Origin of the sequence: Pseudomonas sp. N2-3-1-14, from assembly GCF_041228395.1 — a bacterium.
GTDB lineage: Bacteria > Pseudomonadota > Gammaproteobacteria > Pseudomonadales > Pseudomonadaceae > Aquipseudomonas.
This window is the reverse complement of the sequence record NZ_CP166199.1, coordinates 2419339-2435201: the sequence shown is the minus strand read 5'-3', so window position 1 is coordinate 2435201 and position 15863 is coordinate 2419339. Positions and strand designations below refer to the sequence as shown.

17 protein-coding genes and 1 pseudogene are annotated in these 15863 nt (G+C 57.3%); 6 read left to right on the top strand and 12 right to left on the bottom strand.

Translation table 11 applies throughout. The annotated features are described in order from the left end of the window. Positions 1-54: 54 nt before the first annotated feature. Positions 55-2172, bottom strand: a complete 2118-nt coding sequence (locus AB5I78_RS11370; protein ID WP_369302663.1) for a TonB-dependent receptor family protein — start codon at positions 2170-2172, stop codon at positions 55-57. Between the two features lie 260 nt (positions 2173-2432). Between AB5I78_RS11370 and AB5I78_RS11365 the strand changes: the two genes are divergently transcribed. After that, the gene (locus AB5I78_RS11365) at positions 2433-2591 is read left to right on the top strand and encodes a hypothetical protein (RefSeq protein ID WP_369302664.1); all 159 of its coding nucleotides are present in this window, start codon (positions 2433-2435) and stop codon (positions 2589-2591) included. A gap of 5 nt (positions 2592-2596) precedes the next feature. After that, positions 2597-3223 (top strand): helix-turn-helix domain-containing protein, encoded by a 627-nt coding sequence (locus AB5I78_RS11360; protein ID WP_369302665.1) that lies wholly within the window; start codon positions 2597-2599, stop codon positions 3221-3223. A 49-nt stretch (positions 3224-3272) separates the two neighbouring features. Here AB5I78_RS11360 and AB5I78_RS11355 read toward each other — a convergent pair whose 3' ends face one another. From AB5I78_RS11355 to AB5I78_RS11345, 3 genes are all read right to left on the bottom strand, one after another. Beyond that, the gene (locus AB5I78_RS11355; RefSeq protein WP_369302666.1) at positions 3273-3782 is read right to left on the bottom strand and encodes a hypothetical protein; all 510 of its coding nucleotides are present in this window, start codon (positions 3780-3782) and stop codon (positions 3273-3275) included. Positions 3783-4048: 266 nt separating this feature from the next. Then, positions 4049-4339: a hypothetical protein gene (locus tag AB5I78_RS11350; protein ID WP_369302667.1), complete on the bottom strand. Its 291-nt coding sequence runs from the start codon at positions 4337-4339 to the stop codon at positions 4049-4051. 131 nt (positions 4340-4470) lie between these two features. Next, positions 4471-5211, bottom strand: coding sequence for a hypothetical protein (locus tag AB5I78_RS11345; protein ID WP_262206160.1), 741 nt, complete (start codon positions 5209-5211; stop codon positions 4471-4473). Between the two features lie 270 nt (positions 5212-5481). Between AB5I78_RS11345 and AB5I78_RS11340 the strand changes: the two genes are divergently transcribed. Genes AB5I78_RS11340 through AB5I78_RS11330 form a run of 3 tightly spaced genes read left to right on the top strand, consistent with a single transcriptional unit; the run spans position 5482 to position 9543 of the window. Then, positions 5482-5949 (top strand): (2Fe-2S)-binding protein, encoded by a 468-nt coding sequence (locus AB5I78_RS11340; protein ID WP_106580615.1) that lies wholly within the window; start codon positions 5482-5484, stop codon positions 5947-5949. Then, positions 5949-8186 (top strand): molybdopterin cofactor-binding domain-containing protein, encoded by a 2238-nt coding sequence (locus AB5I78_RS11335; RefSeq protein ID WP_369302668.1) that lies wholly within the window; start codon positions 5949-5951, stop codon positions 8184-8186. The genes AB5I78_RS11340 and AB5I78_RS11335 overlap by 1 nt, the downstream gene beginning before the upstream one ends. A 16-nt stretch (positions 8187-8202) precedes the next feature. Further along, on the top strand, positions 8203-9543 hold the full coding sequence (locus AB5I78_RS11330) for a cytochrome c (protein ID WP_369302669.1): 1341 nt from the start codon (positions 8203-8205) through the stop codon (positions 9541-9543). 59 nt (positions 9544-9602) lie between these two features. On the opposite strand, the gene AB5I78_RS11325 is transcribed toward AB5I78_RS11330, so the two are convergent. From AB5I78_RS11325 to AB5I78_RS11315, 3 genes are all read right to left on the bottom strand, one after another. Next, complete coding sequence (locus AB5I78_RS11325; protein ID WP_242200109.1) at positions 9603-9965, bottom strand: hypothetical protein; 363 nt, start codon at positions 9963-9965, stop codon at positions 9603-9605. Positions 9966-10151: 186 nt separating this feature from the next. Continuing rightward, on the bottom strand, positions 10152-10514 hold the full coding sequence (locus AB5I78_RS11320) for a hypothetical protein (RefSeq protein ID WP_369302670.1): 363 nt from the start codon (positions 10512-10514) through the stop codon (positions 10152-10154). 2 nt (positions 10515-10516) lie between these two features. Beyond that, positions 10517-11506 (bottom strand): hypothetical protein, encoded by a 990-nt coding sequence (locus AB5I78_RS11315; protein ID WP_369302671.1) that lies wholly within the window; start codon positions 11504-11506, stop codon positions 10517-10519. Positions 11507-11991: 485 nt separating this feature from the next. On the opposite strand from AB5I78_RS11315, the gene AB5I78_RS11310 reads away from it, so the two are divergent. After that, positions 11992-12285, top strand: a complete 294-nt coding sequence (locus tag AB5I78_RS11310; RefSeq protein WP_369302672.1) for a hypothetical protein — start codon at positions 11992-11994, stop codon at positions 12283-12285. A 116-nt stretch (positions 12286-12401) separates the two neighbouring features. Here the strand turns inward: AB5I78_RS11310 and AB5I78_RS11305 are convergent, their stop codons facing one another. The 5 genes and pseudogenes from AB5I78_RS11305 to AB5I78_RS11285 all read right to left on the bottom strand — a co-directional run bounded on the left by AB5I78_RS11305 (position 12402) and on the right by AB5I78_RS11285 (position 15863). Continuing rightward, the gene (locus tag AB5I78_RS11305; protein ID WP_178119718.1) at positions 12402-12788 is read right to left on the bottom strand and encodes a DUF5376 family protein; all 387 of its coding nucleotides are present in this window, start codon (positions 12786-12788) and stop codon (positions 12402-12404) included. A 9-nt stretch (positions 12789-12797) separates the two neighbouring features. Continuing rightward, a pseudogene (locus AB5I78_RS11300) lies at positions 12798-12944 on the bottom strand (EndoU domain-containing protein); the annotation flags it as partial. A 499-nt stretch (positions 12945-13443) separates the two neighbouring features. Continuing rightward, positions 13444-14046, bottom strand: coding sequence for a hypothetical protein (locus tag AB5I78_RS11295; RefSeq protein WP_369302673.1), 603 nt, complete (start codon positions 14044-14046; stop codon positions 13444-13446). Between the two features lie 361 nt (positions 14047-14407). Then, positions 14408-14791 carry a hypothetical protein gene (locus AB5I78_RS11290; protein WP_145163578.1) on the bottom strand — a complete coding sequence of 128 codons (384 nt, stop codon included), beginning with the start codon at positions 14789-14791 and terminating at the stop codon, positions 14408-14410. 874 nt (positions 14792-15665) lie between these two features. Beyond that, the gene (locus tag AB5I78_RS11285; protein ID WP_145163576.1) at positions 15666-15863 is read right to left on the bottom strand and encodes a hypothetical protein; all 198 of its coding nucleotides are present in this window, start codon (positions 15861-15863) and stop codon (positions 15666-15668) included.

Here is a 15863-nt window from a genome sequence, read left to right as displayed (position 1 = left end):
AACGCGGGGCAAGCCCGCTCGCCACAAGAAGCACGCTCGTCATACAAGTGTTGCTTAACGCCAACTCCACGACACGCCGGTATAAATGCCTCGCCCGTCTGCCGGTGTGGACCGTGCCACATCCAGGCCCTTGTCGTCATAGCCCGGCGTGACCGTATTGGCGTAGCGCCGGTTGGTGAGGTTGCGCACATCGACCCAGGCTTGCCAATCCTGCTTGGGCGCGTCGTAGCCGAAGGTGGCGCCGAGGGTGGTGTAGGCCGCCGCGTAGTAGGAATTGGCGTAGTCCACCGCCACGCGCGAGGAATGCTCGGTGTTGAGGCTGGTGTAGAACCCCGTCGGGTGGCTGTAGCGCAGTTGCGCCTGGTAGTAATGCTTGGGGATGCCCGGCAGGGTGTTGTCGCCGAAGCGGTCGTCGTCGCGGTAGTGGAAGTCGCTGAACGTGTAGGCCTGGCGCAAGGCCAGTTGGCCATTGCCGCCGCCGTCCCACAGCGGGCTGAGCAGGCTCAGTTCCACACCCTGGTGCACGGTGGGGCTGGCGTTGGCTTCGGCGACAATCGCGTTGGTGGTGGCGGTTTGCGCCTGCGTTTCGACGGTAAGCAGTTCGTGGCGCACTTCTGAGCGGTACAGCGCCAGGTCCCACTGGCCGAACCACTGTTCGCCACGGCCGCCGACTTCCACAGTGGTAGCGGTCTGATTGCGCAGGCTCACGCCTTCACGCTGCAAGCCGGTGGCCGGGCCGCTGCCGGTGGGAAAGTATTTATTGGAACCCCAGATCATCGACCACGCGTGCGGTGGCTCGACCGAGCGACTCAGGTTGCCATACACCTGCAATTGCGCGTTGAAGTCATAGCGCAGGCCGATACGCGGGGCGTAATCCCAGTCGTGCTGGCTCAACGGCGCCTGACCTTCTGGATAAGTGACTTGGGTTTCGCGGCGGGTGTAGATCGCGGCCAGGCCGGTGGTCAGCCATAGGTCCGGAACCAGTTCCAAGTCGTTGCCGACATGCAGCACGGTGTCAGCGCCGAGATAGCTGTAGTCGCGGGTCTTGGTGCCGGGCGCGTAAATAGCCGTATTACCGGCAGGCGTGCGCACGTATTCCGAGGCACCGTTATTCGGCATCGCCTGGGTGCTGCGCAGCCCTACCGTGGTCTTGCTGTCGTGGCCGAACAGCAGGTCCTGGCGGATGTAATTGAGCGTGCCACTGACGTCTGTGTAGGCGACTTTCAGGCGATTGGTGCCCTCGCGCAAGTCCATCGGATAGTCGTGATAGGCCAGCCCGACCTCGACGCGGGAATTGTCATCCAATTGCAAGGTGGTCTTGTTGGCGATCCAGGTCGAACCGGGCTGCAAACGCTTGGAATCGCGGGCGGCGTTGAGGCTGTTGGCGGCCGTCGGATCGTGGCTGATCTGCTCACGCGTTAGCTTGCCGGGGGTTTCGTTGGTGGTTTCGCGGTAGCGAAAATAGAAGCGCGTTTCCAGGTCCGGATTGAAACGGTAGCCGAAGTTGGCGGCGATGCCCTTGCCGGTACCGGCGCTCTGGTGCTGGTAGCCATCGGATTCGGAGTCGGTGAGGCTGATGTAATAGTCGGCATCGCCCAGCACCTGGCCGGAGCTGATCTCGCGCTGGGCATAACCGCGACTGCCTGCTTCATAACGCACCTGCAGTTTGGGTGCGTCGTAACCCGTGCGGGTGACGTAATTCACCGACCCGCCCAAAGCCAGCGCGCCCTGGTCAAAGCCATTGGCGCCGCGCAGCACTTCGACGCGGCTTTGCCACAGTGGGTCCTTGAGTTCGTAGGGTGTGCCGCCTGGGCCGGTCAGCGGCAAACCGTCGAACATTTCATACAGGCCAGAGGCGTGCGAACCGGGGCTGCGGTTCAAGCCCGAACCGCGTATCGAAAGCTTCACGCCTTCATTGTTGGCCGCCTTGGCGTACACCCCGGCCTGGTACTTGAACACGTCTTCATTGGTGCTGACCCGGCCCTGCTGCACGCTGCTCATGTCGATGTAGTTGGTGCCACCGGGCACGCTTTTGAGTTGCGCCTGGGCTACTTCGCCTGCGCTGACCTCGCTGCTGGTGACCTCGATCGGTGCCAGTTGCAGGTCTTCGGCCTGCACCAGTGAACTGAGGGTCAAGGCGGCAAAAAGGAGCGGAGGTTGGCGCAACAGCATGGGCAGATCCTTGGAATTTGGGGGCGAGACAGGCCTGGGCCGAGCACGCGAACAGGGGTGGGAAGCCACGCAGGCTTACCAAGTCACGCCTTATTAACGGACCAGACCCTTCCCACAACAGCTTCGGACGGCCCGTGTTGGTTAAGTCCAAAATCGAATTAACACATGCAAACTCAGTATTTAAGGAAATAACCGCCACGCAGTACTGTGGAGCCACTGAGTCACCTACGTGAATCACCAGGCCCCAAGAGATCGCGCCCATGCAAACATCTGCCACCGTCATCGACTTCACCCTCCACCGTAAGCGCCGCCAGGCACGTGCAGCGGCCGAGCTGATGTGGGCGATGTACGCGGCACGCGCCGGGCTTGCTGTGTTGACCGCCCAGGCGGCGCCCTCCAGTGATACGCGCCGGGCGTAAGGCCGATGAATTTTCTGCAGGTACTTGCCGAGTCACCCGAACCGCTTCCAAAACCTGGCACCGATGACGACGACACCAGCCTGTGTGTCGCGCAGAACCTGCAGCGCCTGCGCAGCAAACGCCACCTGTCGCTGGACGGCCTGGCGCGCGCCTGCGGCGTCAGCCGGGCAATGCTGGCGCAGATCGAGTCGGGCCGCAGCGTGCCGTCGATCAAGGTGCTGTGCAAAATTGCCAAGGGGTTGAAGGTGTCAGTGGCGGCCTTTCTGGAAGACCGCGCTTTTGAAGGCGTCGAGGTGTTGCCGGCGCAGCAGAGCAAACGCCTGGTGAGCGCCGATGGTGCGTTTGTCAGCCGCGCGTTGTTCCCCTACGACACGGCCCGCCAGTCCGAATTCTACGAGATCCGCCTTCGCGCCCTCGGCGAGGAAGTCTCGGAAGGCCATGGCCCGGGCATCCAGGAAAACCTGGTGGTGGCTCAGGGCGTGCTGGAAGTCAGCGTCAACGACGAACGCTACCTGCTCTCCACCGGCGATTCGATCCTGTTCTACGCCGACCAGCCCCACCGCTACCGCAACCCGGCGGACAGCGAGGCGGTGGCGTTTTTGGTGATCACCTACCCGGAACGCCTGGACTGAATGCAAAACGCCCCGATTCATCGGGGCGTTTTTTATTCTGCGGGTGCTATCAGCAGGTGCAGCACATCATCGGCATGCCATTGCAGCTCATCATCATCGGCATGGCGCAGTCATTCATCAGCTTGTTCATCAGCATGCAGCAGTTTTCCATCATGGCCATGCTCATGCCCGGCATCGGCATCATTTTGCACTGCAGGCTGTCGCCCATCAGGGTGCATTCCATCATGCACTTCATCATCGGCATCGACATGCCCATGGCCATCATCGGCATCATGTTCGGCATTTCCATGTTCATCTTCATGGCGTCGGCCGACAGGCACATCATCGACAGGTTGGCGCACTGCATCATCATCGGCATGCCGCAGTTCATCATCATCGCCATCATTTCGGCGTTAGTCTTGAACTGAGCCATGTCCATACCGGCTGCGGGCTTCATGGTGCACATCATGGCGTCGCCGGCCATTTCGCACTGCATGGTGGCCATCATCATCGGCATGCCCATCATCATCGGCATCATTGGCATGGAGGTGTTCATCGGCATCTGCATTGCATTCATCATGTTCGAAACTCCGTAATCGACAGGAAATGGCTAAGCTCTGGCGCCGATTCTAGAGACGCCGGGCAGCGGCGCAAGACGGCGGCAGAGCAGCAGAATTGGCTGTTCGGGGACAAGCTTCGTTGAGCGCAACAGCTGCGCACGCTGTGATGACAGAGCAAGCGACGCCGCGACGTCGTTGGCCTCTTGTATAGGCAGATAAACGTCGCTGTAGATATGCGATTAGGCTCTTGAGACCTATCGTAAGGAAATAAACGATCTAACCCGCTTCAAATAAACCCCGCACCGGTCTCATCGGCCGTCGGCGCCAGCGAGCGCAGCAAATCATCCGCCTCCGTGCCCTGCGCAAATCTGAACCCAAGCATTTCGTCACACGCCAGAACATTCGCGAGCGCGTCACGCAACTGCGCCTCTGTCGGCGCGTCGCGCAGCAGTTTGTGGGCGGGCAATAGCACGTCAGCGGGGACGCCTTGAGCACTTGCCACATCGATCACGGCAAACAGGATAAATCGCAGGCGGATTTCGCGATCAGTAGGCCAAACCGTTTTGCGCTTTCCCAAGGTAGGCACTCATCGTTAAGAAAAGTCCGAGGCTATTGCCGACCGTGGGTATGTTTCAAGCAAAGGGGGGCAAGATAGGCCGTTTCCCACATATGAAAGGGAAATGCCGCACCGCATGATCGGTCCCCGCATCACTGCACGGGCAAAAAATTCATCAGCAGCAAGCTCTGCGCGTAATTGAGTGCAACGCGCCGGTAACGCTCGTCAAGCATCTGGGCAAGCAGGTCGAGGCGCGCAACCACTTTGCCGAACTCAACGGCGAAACTGAGGTTGCTGCCCTCCTCCGAGATTTCATTGGAGAACAGCAGCAATACGCCATTGGCGTCCTGACGCTGGCTGAGCAGCCAGGTGGCTTTCTCGATATTGCGCGCGGCATTGCTGACAAATTGCGGGTTGATCGAGTCGGTGACATAAAACTGCGTGCGCCCACCGTGTGCAGTCACCAGCATGCTGCCGATGGCATAGATAAACGCCCCGACCCGGTCGCCGCGAAACTCCGGGCTCAGCGAATAGCTCAATGCCACCAGGTCCCGACGGTCCCCCAGGGCAGGCAGCGGTTGCCGGTTCTCGATGGCCCGGCGAATTTCCCGCGCGGCACTCACGGCATCGGTATAACCCGATTGGCGCCACTGGTTGGGGTTGCGCAGGTAGAGCTTGTTCATCAGCACGTACAGGCTTTGCAGGTTGTCGCGCATGCTCAGGGTTGCCATGCGGTCGACGCTGGTCTGAAAAAACTCATCGGGCTTGCCATCGCGCAACTGCCTGGCGATATCGCGGCCCTGTTGCTGGCTGCAGCCGGTGGCACAGAGCATAAACACCGCTGCGATCAGCAGCGGCCAGCGGGTGATAAAAGCAATTGACGTTCGATCCATCGGCACCGGGTCTGGCTGCTGTCCACGCGCAGAATGAGCGCGGTCGTGACAGGGATAGATCAGAAGAATGAAAAAAAGTGCGGCGCACCGGCCTGGATCAGCAAAGGCCTACAGGCTAAAAGCATGCACAGTGGTGCAATCCTGTCGAATTCTTGCCTGATCCTCCGAGTTGTCGATGACTGGATCGATAGCTGTTGCGCCGTGGTCTAGAGTGCAACGATGGGCAACTTATAAAAAAAGCCACACCAACCGATGATCAGCAGGTGAACCATGCAATTACGTATCAACCAGAAATCCTACGAGGTCGATGCCGACGCCGATACGCCGCTGCTCTGGGTGATCCGTGATGACCTGGGGCTGACCGGCACCAAATACGGCTGCGGCCTGGCCCAGTGCGGCGCCTGCTCGGTGCTGGTGGACGGCAACGTGGTGCGCTCGTGCGTCACGCCAGTGGCGGGTGTGGTTGGCCACGAGATCACCACCATCGAGGCGATCGAAGCCGATGACGTGGGCAAGCGCGTGGTCGCGGCCTGGGTCGAGCATCAGGTGGCGCAGTGCGGTTACTGCCAGTCCGGGCAAGTGATGGCCGCCACTGCGCTGCTCAAGCACACCCCGGCGCCCAGCGATGCGCAGATCGAGGCGGCGATGATCAACCTGTGCCGCTGCGGCACCTACAACGCCATTCGCACAGCGGTGCATGACCTGGCCGTTCAGCCTGCCCGGCAGGAGAGCGCCTGATGAACACGCGCAACGCCGTCCTCGACACGCCATTGGGCGAACCGATCAACCTGTCCCGGCGCCGCTTCCTGGCCAGCACCGCCGTGGGCGCGCTGGTCATTGGCTTCGGCCTGCCGCTGGGCACGCCCAGGGCCTACGCCGCCACGCCCAACGCAGCAGAACGCGGCACCCAGGTGCCGGCATTTTTAGAGATTCGCCCTGATGGCACCGTGCGGTTGCTCAGCCCCTTCATGGAAGGCGGCCAGGGCACTCACACCGCCATGGCGCAGATTGTCGGTGAAGAGCTGGACGCCGACCCCGCCACCTTCATTGTCGAGGCCGCGCCGCCCGGCGATGCGTATGTGGTGATGGAAAACGGCATGCGCATCACCGGCGGCAGCATGTCGGTGCGCATGAGTTACCCGACCATGCGCCGCCTCGGCGCCCTGGCCCGCGCGATGTTGCTGCAGGCCGGCGCCGAGCAGCTTGGTGTGCCGGTCGCGCAACTGACCACAACACCCGGCCGCGTGGTGCATGCCGCCTCCGGCCGCTCGCTGGGCTACGGTGAGCTGGCCGGGCGCGCCCTGGACATGCCGGTGCCCGACCCGGCCACCATCACCCTGCGCGACCCGAGCCAATTCCGCTGGATCGGTAAACCGGTGAAACGCCTGGATGCCTACGACAAATCCACCGGCAAGGCGCAATACAGCATCGACTTGAAAGTTGACGGCATGCTCCACGCCGCCGTCCAGCACGCGCCGCGCCTGGGCATGACCGTGGGCAGCCTGCGCAATCAGGCACAGGTCGAAGCCATGAAGGGCGTCCACTCGGTGCATCAACTGCCCGGCGCCGTGGCCGTGGTGGCCGAGCGCTGGTGGCACGCCAAGCGCGCGGTGGAGGCGATCCAGGTCGAATGGCTGGAAGCCGCTGCAGATTCGACCGTACGCGCGATGCCGGCGGATTTTTCCAGCGACAAGTACCGTGACTTCCTCGCCGCCCAGCAAGGCCCCACCCGCGACGATGAAAATGAAGGTGATGTAGCCGGCGCGCTGGCCAACGCCAAAACCAAAGTCGAAGCCACTTACCATAACCAGTACGTCAACCACGCCCAGCTGGAGCCGCCGTCGGCCCTGGCACGCTTCAACCCCGACGGCACGCTGGAGGTGTGGCTGCCGAACCAGGCGCCGGATATGTTCCGCGCCGATATCGCCAAACGCACCGGCCTCGACCCGGCGAAGATCACCCTGCACTCACCGCTGCTGGGCGGTTTTTTCGGCCGGCACTTTTTGTATGACTCGGCAAACCCTTACCCGCAGGCCATCGCGCTGGCCAAGGCAGTCGGTCGCCCGGTCAAGCTGATCTGGAGCCGTGAAGAGGAGTTTCTACGCGACGTGCTGCGCCCGGTCGCTGTGGTCAAGTTCCGCGCCGCGCTGGACGCACAAGGGTTGCCGGTGGCCATTGAAGCGGTGAGTGCCACCGAAGGTCCCAGCGAAGCCATCGCCGGCAAACAGGGCGACAAAATCGACCCCACGGCCCTCGAAGGGCTGTCGGGCAAAAGCTATGCGATCCCCAACAAACGCATCGCGCAGATCTACGTCAAAGGCCCGACCATGCTCGGCTACTGGCGCTCGGTGGGCAATTCGCTGAATGACTTCTTCTATGAAGCGTTCCTCGATGAGCTGGCCGACAAAGGCGGCCAAGACCCCTACGAGCTGCGCCTGCATTTGCTGCGCGATAACCCGCGGCTGACCACGCTGCTACAGGCGGTGGGCGAGTTGTCCGGCGGCTGGAAGCGTGGCCCCTACACCGCAGAGGACGGCAGCCGCCGTGCACGCGGCGTGGCCATGGCCTCACCGTTCGGCTCCCACGCTGCGGTGGTCGCCGAAGTGTCGATCGAAAACAGCCAGGTCAAGGTGCACCACATCTGGGAAGCCATCGACCCGGGCAGCATCGTCAACCCGGCGATTGTTGAAGCGCAAGTGAATGGCGCGGTGGCCCTGGGCTTGTCGCAAACCTTGCTGGAGGAAGCGGTGTACGTGGACGGCAAACCACGGGCGCGCAACTACGACCTGTACCCGATCCTGCCGCTGTCGCGCATGGCTCAGGTGCACGTGAAGATTGTCGAGAGTGGCGAAAAGATGGGCGGCATCGGCGAACCGCCGTTACCTGCAGTGGCGCCGGCTGTGGCCAATGCAGTCGCGCACCTGACCGGCGAGCGCATTCGTAGCCTGCCTTTGAGCCGATACACTTTCGCCTGACCGACAAGGAACGCGCATGAACAACCAACGATTGGCTAGAACCGCAGGCTGGCTGGTGCTGGCCGGCGCGGTCGCCGCAGGCGTACTGGCCTGGTACGTGACCCGCGAGCCCGCCTCGCCTTTTGATCAACAACCTGCCGCCAAAGCCGACCCGGCACTGGTCAGCCGCGGCGAGTACGTCGCCCGCGTCAGTGACTGCGTGGCCTGCCACAGTTTGCCGGGCAAGGCGCCGTTCGCTGGCGGCCTGGAGATGGCCACGCCGTTGGGGGCAATTCACGCCACCAACATCACGCCTGACCGCAACACCGGCATTGGCGCCTACACGCCGGCCGACTTCGACCGCGCGGTGCGCCACGGCGTCGCGCCGGGTGGGCGCAGGCTTTACCCGGCCATGCCCTACCCGTCTTACGCCAAGCTCAGCGATGACGACATGCGTGCGCTGTACGCGTTTTTCATGCAAGGCGTGGAGCCGGCCAATCAGCCCAACATCGAAAGCGGCATTCCCTGGCCGCTGAACATGCGCTGGCCCATCGCCCTGTGGAACGGCGTGTTCGCACCCAACGCCACCTACGCGGCCAAACCCGCCCAGGACGCGCTGTGGAACCGTGGCGCCTACATCGTCCAAGGCCCGGGGCACTGCGGCAGTTGCCACACGCCGCGCGGCCTGGCCTTTAACGAGAAAGCACTGGACGAGTCCGGCGCGCCCTACCTGGCCGGCGGCCTGCTCGACGGCTGGTATGCACCGAGCCTGCGCCAGGACCACAACACCGGGCTGGGCCGCTGGAGCGAGGACGAGATCGTGCGGTTCCTCAAGACCGGGCGCAACCAGCATGCGGTGGTGTATGGCTCGATGACCGAAGCGTTCAACAACTCGACGCAATTCATGAGCGATGAAGATTTGAACGCCATCGCCCGCTACCTCAAGTCACTGCCTGGCGACCCGCAGCGGGACGGTTCGCCGTGGCAGTATCAGGCGGTCAACGCGGTCGCGGACGTACCGGGCGCCCACACCTACGCGACGCGCTGCGCTTCCTGCCATGGCCTGAATGGCAAGGGCCAGCCCGAGTGGATGCCACCGCTGGCAGGCGCGACTTCGGCACTGGCCAAGGAAAATGCCTCGGCGATCAACATCACGCTCAATGGCTCACAACGGATCGTCACCGCCGGTGTGCCGGATGCTTACCGGATGCCAGCGTTCAGGGAGCAATTGTCGGATGAGGAAATTGCGCAGGTGCTGACTTACGTGCGGGGTACGTGGGGCAACAACGGCGGTGCGGTCGATGCAGCGGCGGTGAACAAGCTGCGCGGGCATACGGACCCGGCGAGCAGCAGCCCGATTATTTTGCATATGCGCTGAGAGAGGGCTCCCACGCTCCCGCGTGGGAATGCAGCCCGGGGCGCGGTGCGTCCCCCGGCCTACCAACCGTACAAAAGGGTCCAGAGGACACCGCTGGCAGCCACTATCATCCCAAAATAATACGGCCACAACGCCCAGCGTTTGAGGGACAAAGGAACGGCCGCCAGTTCAGCCTCGGTTACTTCCCCTCTGTTGATATGAAATTTAGGCATTCCCAACAGTTCAGTGATCAGGAGCATGCGATGAAACCTGTCGATGTGCTTATTTCTGCCCCAAAAGCGTTTGTTGTCGCAGATCACCTTGTTCTCGCTGAAGTAGCTTTCCAGGGCTTCGAGCTTTGTGTACTCAGCGTATAGAGTGAGCCCCGAGAACACGAACACACCTGCACACATAAAAATTGCAAGGATGAGTTGAAAATCCATGCTTAAGCGCCCTCTGGTTGAAAGATCAAATCACCGTCGATCTCTCCGATCTTCCCGCCCAGAAACGCACCGCCAGTGCCGAATACGTTGCCGATCACTGCGCAGGCCAGCGCACCGTTTTCTTTAGCCGCGACGCCAGTGTCAAGCACCCGTGAGAATGCAGCCCGGACCGCCGTGCGTCCCGGGCTACCAGCCATACAAAATGGACCAAAGCATACAGCCGGCAAACCATACCATTCCAAAACGATACGGCCACAACGCCCAACGTTTGAGGGACAAGGGCACGGATGCCAGTTCAGCCTCGGTTACCTCCCCTCTTTTGATGTGAAATTTAGGCATTCCCAACAGGCCATTGATCACGAGCATGCGATGAAACCTGTCGATATGCTGATTTCTGCCCCAAAAGCGTTTGTTGTCGCAGATCACTTTGTTCTGGCTGAAGTAGCTTTCCAGGGCTTCGAGCTTTGTGCACTCAGCATATAAAGTGAGTCCCGCGCCAACAAACGCCCCTGCAAATAAAAAGATTGCCAGGATGAGTTGAAAATCCATGCTTAAGCGCCCTCTGGTTGAAAGATCAAATCACCGTCGATCTCTTCGATCTTCCCGCCCAGAAACGCACCGCCAGTGCCGAATACGTTTCCTCCCGCATACCCGCCCGCAGCGCCGCCGATCACTGCGCAGGCCAGCGCACCGTTACCTTTAGCCGCGATGCCCAAAAGAACCCTACAGCCGCTACGGGCTAATGTTGCACCCAGCTTCCCTGCGCCATAAGCCCCCGCCACCCCTCCCATCAATTTCCCCGTCTCCACATATTTCGCCCGCCGACACTGCGCCTCCCGCCCCGCCACACACGCCTCCTTGATTTCCAGCCCTGCCACGCCCACGTCCAGTGCCAATCCCACATACGAGCCCTTGCCCAACCATTTCGACGTTTGCGCAATATCCCGCATCCGCTGCGCATACCCGGCGATCTCGCCCTTTTGCAGATAGCTTTTGGTAGAAATCCCCAACACCTTCTTCAGCGCCTGATTGCCCTGCAATCCGGTGCCAAATCGCGCCGCACCGTGCAGCTGGGTGTCCAGCAGCCCGAACAACGCCTTACGCTGGCGAAGAAACGCCTCACGGTCCAAACCAGTGTTTTTCAGGCGCTGATGCAGCTGCTCAATCGCCTCCAGTGTCTGCGCCACTTCATCCAGATGCCGGGCCCACGCTGACGTCGCGCTGCCCACGCCCAACGAGCCGTACCCCAAAAAACTCTGTAGCAGGTCATAGTTATTGACCACTTGGGGTCCGGCGCCAGCGTCCAACTCACGACGAATTGCCTCGGCCCGGCGTACCAGCCAGGCCTCTTCCATCGAACAGGTCACGCTGTAGGGGTCGGGAACGATCACCAACTGCCCAGGCATCACCAGCCCAGGCCGCAGGTGCCTGTTCAGCACGTCGAAATGGTCGGAACGCTGCCGACTAGGGGCACTGCCCATCAACCGGAATTTCAAGCCGTTGTAGTCCGTGGTGCGGTCGTTGATATAGCCCTGCGCCATGCCTCACATCCCTGGATGCAATGAAGTTGGCGTCGGAATATAAGCAAGCGGATACGCCCCGCACACAAGCCTGGGTAGGCTGAGCGATATTTCAGAAGCTGCCTACGTCGCAGGGGAAAAGCACCAACAAAAAGCCATTCACCACCACCGTTGATGGGCGGGTTAGTGGCATTCAGTCATGGTTTTTGAAGGGCCAGCAGGGCGTGTCTCTTTAAATTGCAGGACGTTTCCTAGACAATTCCTGCCGCCTTGTGCCTGCTCGAATCGATGGCTAGTCTGCGGTCCGTCACTGCTTATCAGTGATCGGGTCTAGTCGCTCGGATTTAGGAGTAGGCGCATCGTCCCATAAATTTTAATGGTGGCTGTGCGCAGGGCGCCCTCGGGCGCGCCGGATGCTCCTGACCGGTCGACTAACCTGCGTACAGCCGCCACCCTACGTTTAGTCGCGAAATGTGTCGGTTCCTTGATCACCCAGGAGCTGCAAAATGAAAAAAGTCGTCCCCGATCCACCCCGCAACGCCACTAAAGACCGCGCCGCCTTCAACCGCGCCATCGACCATTACCTGCCAGCCCAAGGCGTTCAAATCGAAGACCTGAGCTTCGAAGACGCCCTGCTCTACACTTCCAGCTTGCTCGACAGCGCTTCGGCCACAACACTCAATTGCAGTGAGCTACTGCCCAGCCCCGAGCGGGTGAAAATTCTGGCGGTGTGGCATTTGCTGGAAATGGCCAAGACCACCGTAGACCGCTCCATCGAGTGCCTGAACCCCACCAAATAAGAAATAGAATAGGGGTCAGACCACCATTCACATGTTTCAAAGAGCAATTTTGATTACCTTTACAAAACCGTGGTCTGACCCCGTTTTCCTGTCAACTCCAACTGCCAAATGGCAGTTTAGATTTCAACCTCCTGAATTATTCCCACCGCTGGTTTCAGTTTAATAAAGTCCAACCACTCTAATAGTGCTATTTCAAATGAGTCGATAGCAATTAGCTCGAAGTAACTTTCATCATGGAGCGAATAGATTTTTATATGTTCTTTAGTCAATTCAGCCCCCCAGGCATCGCGACTCCAGTCTACAAAATCAACCTTATCCTCCTTAACTAATCTTGTTCTATCCAGTCCCTCATCCAACCACGGCACAGTGTCTAAAAATAATTGCCCGCCATCATCAGTTAAGAGGCACGCTAACGGGCTAACGCCATCTCTGTTGACCATGTTTGAATTACAAACCGGCGACAGAGCTCCTGCTGACTCTTCCCATGAAAAATGCAATTTCATTTTATGCACCTAAAGCTTTGGATAGACGGTAGTTTTCGGACTCATATATCCCTCGACTTGGACACCGCTAGGGGTTATTTCGGTCCACTTATTTCCGACAACTGTTCTATTGTGGAAGGCTCCATCCACTTCAACTTTTATTCGATCTGCGGTCCAAGAATCGGGAAACTATTGAAAAAGGTACAGATTTATTTAAGAGAAGAAATAGAAGAAATAGGGGTCAGACCACTATTCACATGTTTCGAAGAGCAATTTTGATTACCTTTACAAAACCGTGGTCTGACCCCGTTTTCCTGACCCGTTTTCCCGATTAAATAAATCTGTCCCCTTTTCTTTAAAATGGCCAATTTAGCCCTATTAGCTGATTGTTTGCCACGTGAGCTTAGCTTCAAACATAGACTTCAATTATTCTTTGCGATTAGGCAGTACGGCACTGACGAATAAGGCGAAAGGTGTGCAGGTTTTACTCAAGTTGATCGCCAGGAAACATATCGGAAACCGGCCGGGACGGATTGAGCTTCGCACCATAAAACGAAGGCCTTAGCCTTACTCAATACTGATACAGACGCGTTCGGCGGAAGAGCCGAGGTTAGGAAAAATGGACACCCGAAAAAAATCAAGTAAGTGACACTCAAATCCATCCCCTTTTCCGGTCCTAGTAGAGCATACGAGAAAAGTGATAGCTCACTTGATCATTCCTCAACAACTGATCACTCGCAAAGTCAAAACTATCAGACTTCACCAACACCTGACGTAAAGGCTCCGGAATATCATCAATGCCACCGAATATTGTAGGAACCAAATACCTGAAATAGTCACCCATTACAGTCTGCCCTTCATAGCCAATAGGATAGTCCACACCGACATCATCGCCCTCTACGCCATGATAGACATAAAAGCCTTTATTGACTGATAGATTTGCCTCTGCAAAGGACTTTGATTCCAACAGGTCAGACTCCAGGTACTCAACCAAACGTTCCTTCGAGAATTTTTTCTGATATCGCCAGGCAGAATAAAGGTCAACCTTAAGTTCACCGCATTTATCGGGAAAACAACTTAAGAACTCAGAAGACTCGCCCCAAACAAACTCAGATAGCCTATCAAGTTGAGCATCTACATTTTCGAGCCTTAACAAAATTTGCGGCAGTTCTCCGTAACAATTATTCACCATTACAGCGATCCTTCCATTTTTATCTATGGCAAACCACGTAAATATTGTTCCAAATCCAGGTCGCCAACTTTCATTTAAAACAATCATTATAGATCTCCTCGAGGCCAACTTACACTGCAATTTTCACAAGGTGAAATTATCGCCCCTTCAGGAATACAATCCTTCCCCCAGACCTCTCGAGTGCGAACTGCCTCAGTAAACCTTATGCTAGCGGGATCCACCCCTTGCCTGACAAGCGAGTCTGCGGCAGATACCTCCGCGCAAGCGCCAGCCTTATTTTTACAAAAATCAGTGAACTCGCCGATCTTCACACCTAACTTATCCTCAAGATATCTTACGGTGGTTGGGAAGAAATAGGGGTCAGACCATCATTCACATGCTTCAAAGAGCAATGCTGATTACCTTTACAGAACTGTGATCTGCCCCCGTTTCGCGCTTAACTCTCGTTTCACAAGTGTTGCTTGCAGCTGACAACTGAAAATTCCCGAGCAAGCACTTCAAACCCTGTGCCTCCATAGTCTTTCAGACTATATTTAACTCCTTCAAGCTGATCAGCTGAGACGTCATCCACTTCAACTTCGCTCAAGTACAAACTCCCACACACATCAGGAACTGCTAAACGACGAACCCCTGTAAACCCTAAAACAACTTCAAACGCCGACTGCTCGGACTCATAAAGCATCTTCAGGGTAACCTTGTAAGTAACAACTGCGCGCCCCATATTTTCTCGCTGCAAGCTGAGCCCCAGCACAAGATTTAGATTATAGAAATCAAAATCTGGAATAATGGAAAGTTTCTCAATGCCCTCAAAGCTAATTTCAAGTGACCGCATATTCCCTCCTAGTAATCTGGATGCGCGCAGGCCTGGCACCTTTGACATTTTGTTTTAGCTCCACCTCTCGCACATGATAGTGGGGCTTAGGATGCATGTCAGGTTGCCCAGAAAAATAGGGGACAAAACACCTTTACCAGTAAACCCAAATCAGGCTTGAGTCGAAGTCACCTACAAGTCACCAGTAAGAAATAGTAAGAAATAGGAGTCAGACACCACTCACATGTTTCAAAGAGCAATTTTGATTACCCTTACAAAACCGTGGCCTGCCCCATATTTCTACGCATCCTGTGCGTTCTTTAAACTACAACTGCCAGAATGTCAGACAGACGCCATATTCATCGAGAAGATCGTCAGCAATTTCAAACTGAAATACCTTCTCTGGAAAGGCATCTGATAACGCGCGCTTCCAATATCTAGTGATCTGTTCAGCAAATAAATGACAAAGACGATAATCTTCTTCCGACAGGCCCACTTTGAATACGGATCGGCCCGGTGCATCCTCCCACTTTGAAAAGAACTGACTTATTGGAAAAATATTTCTGTATCGTTCAACGTCTCTACGCGATGTACTTTGTTCCAACATACTAGATTCGGTCTCAACCAGCCTGTTCAAATGACCACCTTAACCCGAGAGCTAGACACATTATATAGTGCACACCCCTCAGGACCGTAGACAACAACATGCCCATTTCCAAGCTTCGTATAAGAATCGGGAGTTTGCCCTTGCAACGGATACTGAACACCGAAAAAGGGGACCGATTTATTTATTCGAAAACAATCGAAAAATCAAATAAATCTGCCCCCTTTTCTCCATGTCCCCTTTTCTCCAGCTTCATGTTATTGCTGGCCGCCCCACAACATTAAACTTTGACTATTCCTCAGACTCGCAATTTAATAAGACACACACACCATCCTCTTTTCCGACGAGACTTATTGGTTTCTTAGTCGCCCCCCCGTCAACGGAAATTTCAACCATGAGATTTTGATTTTCAAAGGTTTTCAACTCTTTAATTAGTTGAGAAATAGTTTTCCCGCGCGTAATCCAATCTGGGACTTTAGATTCATTCAT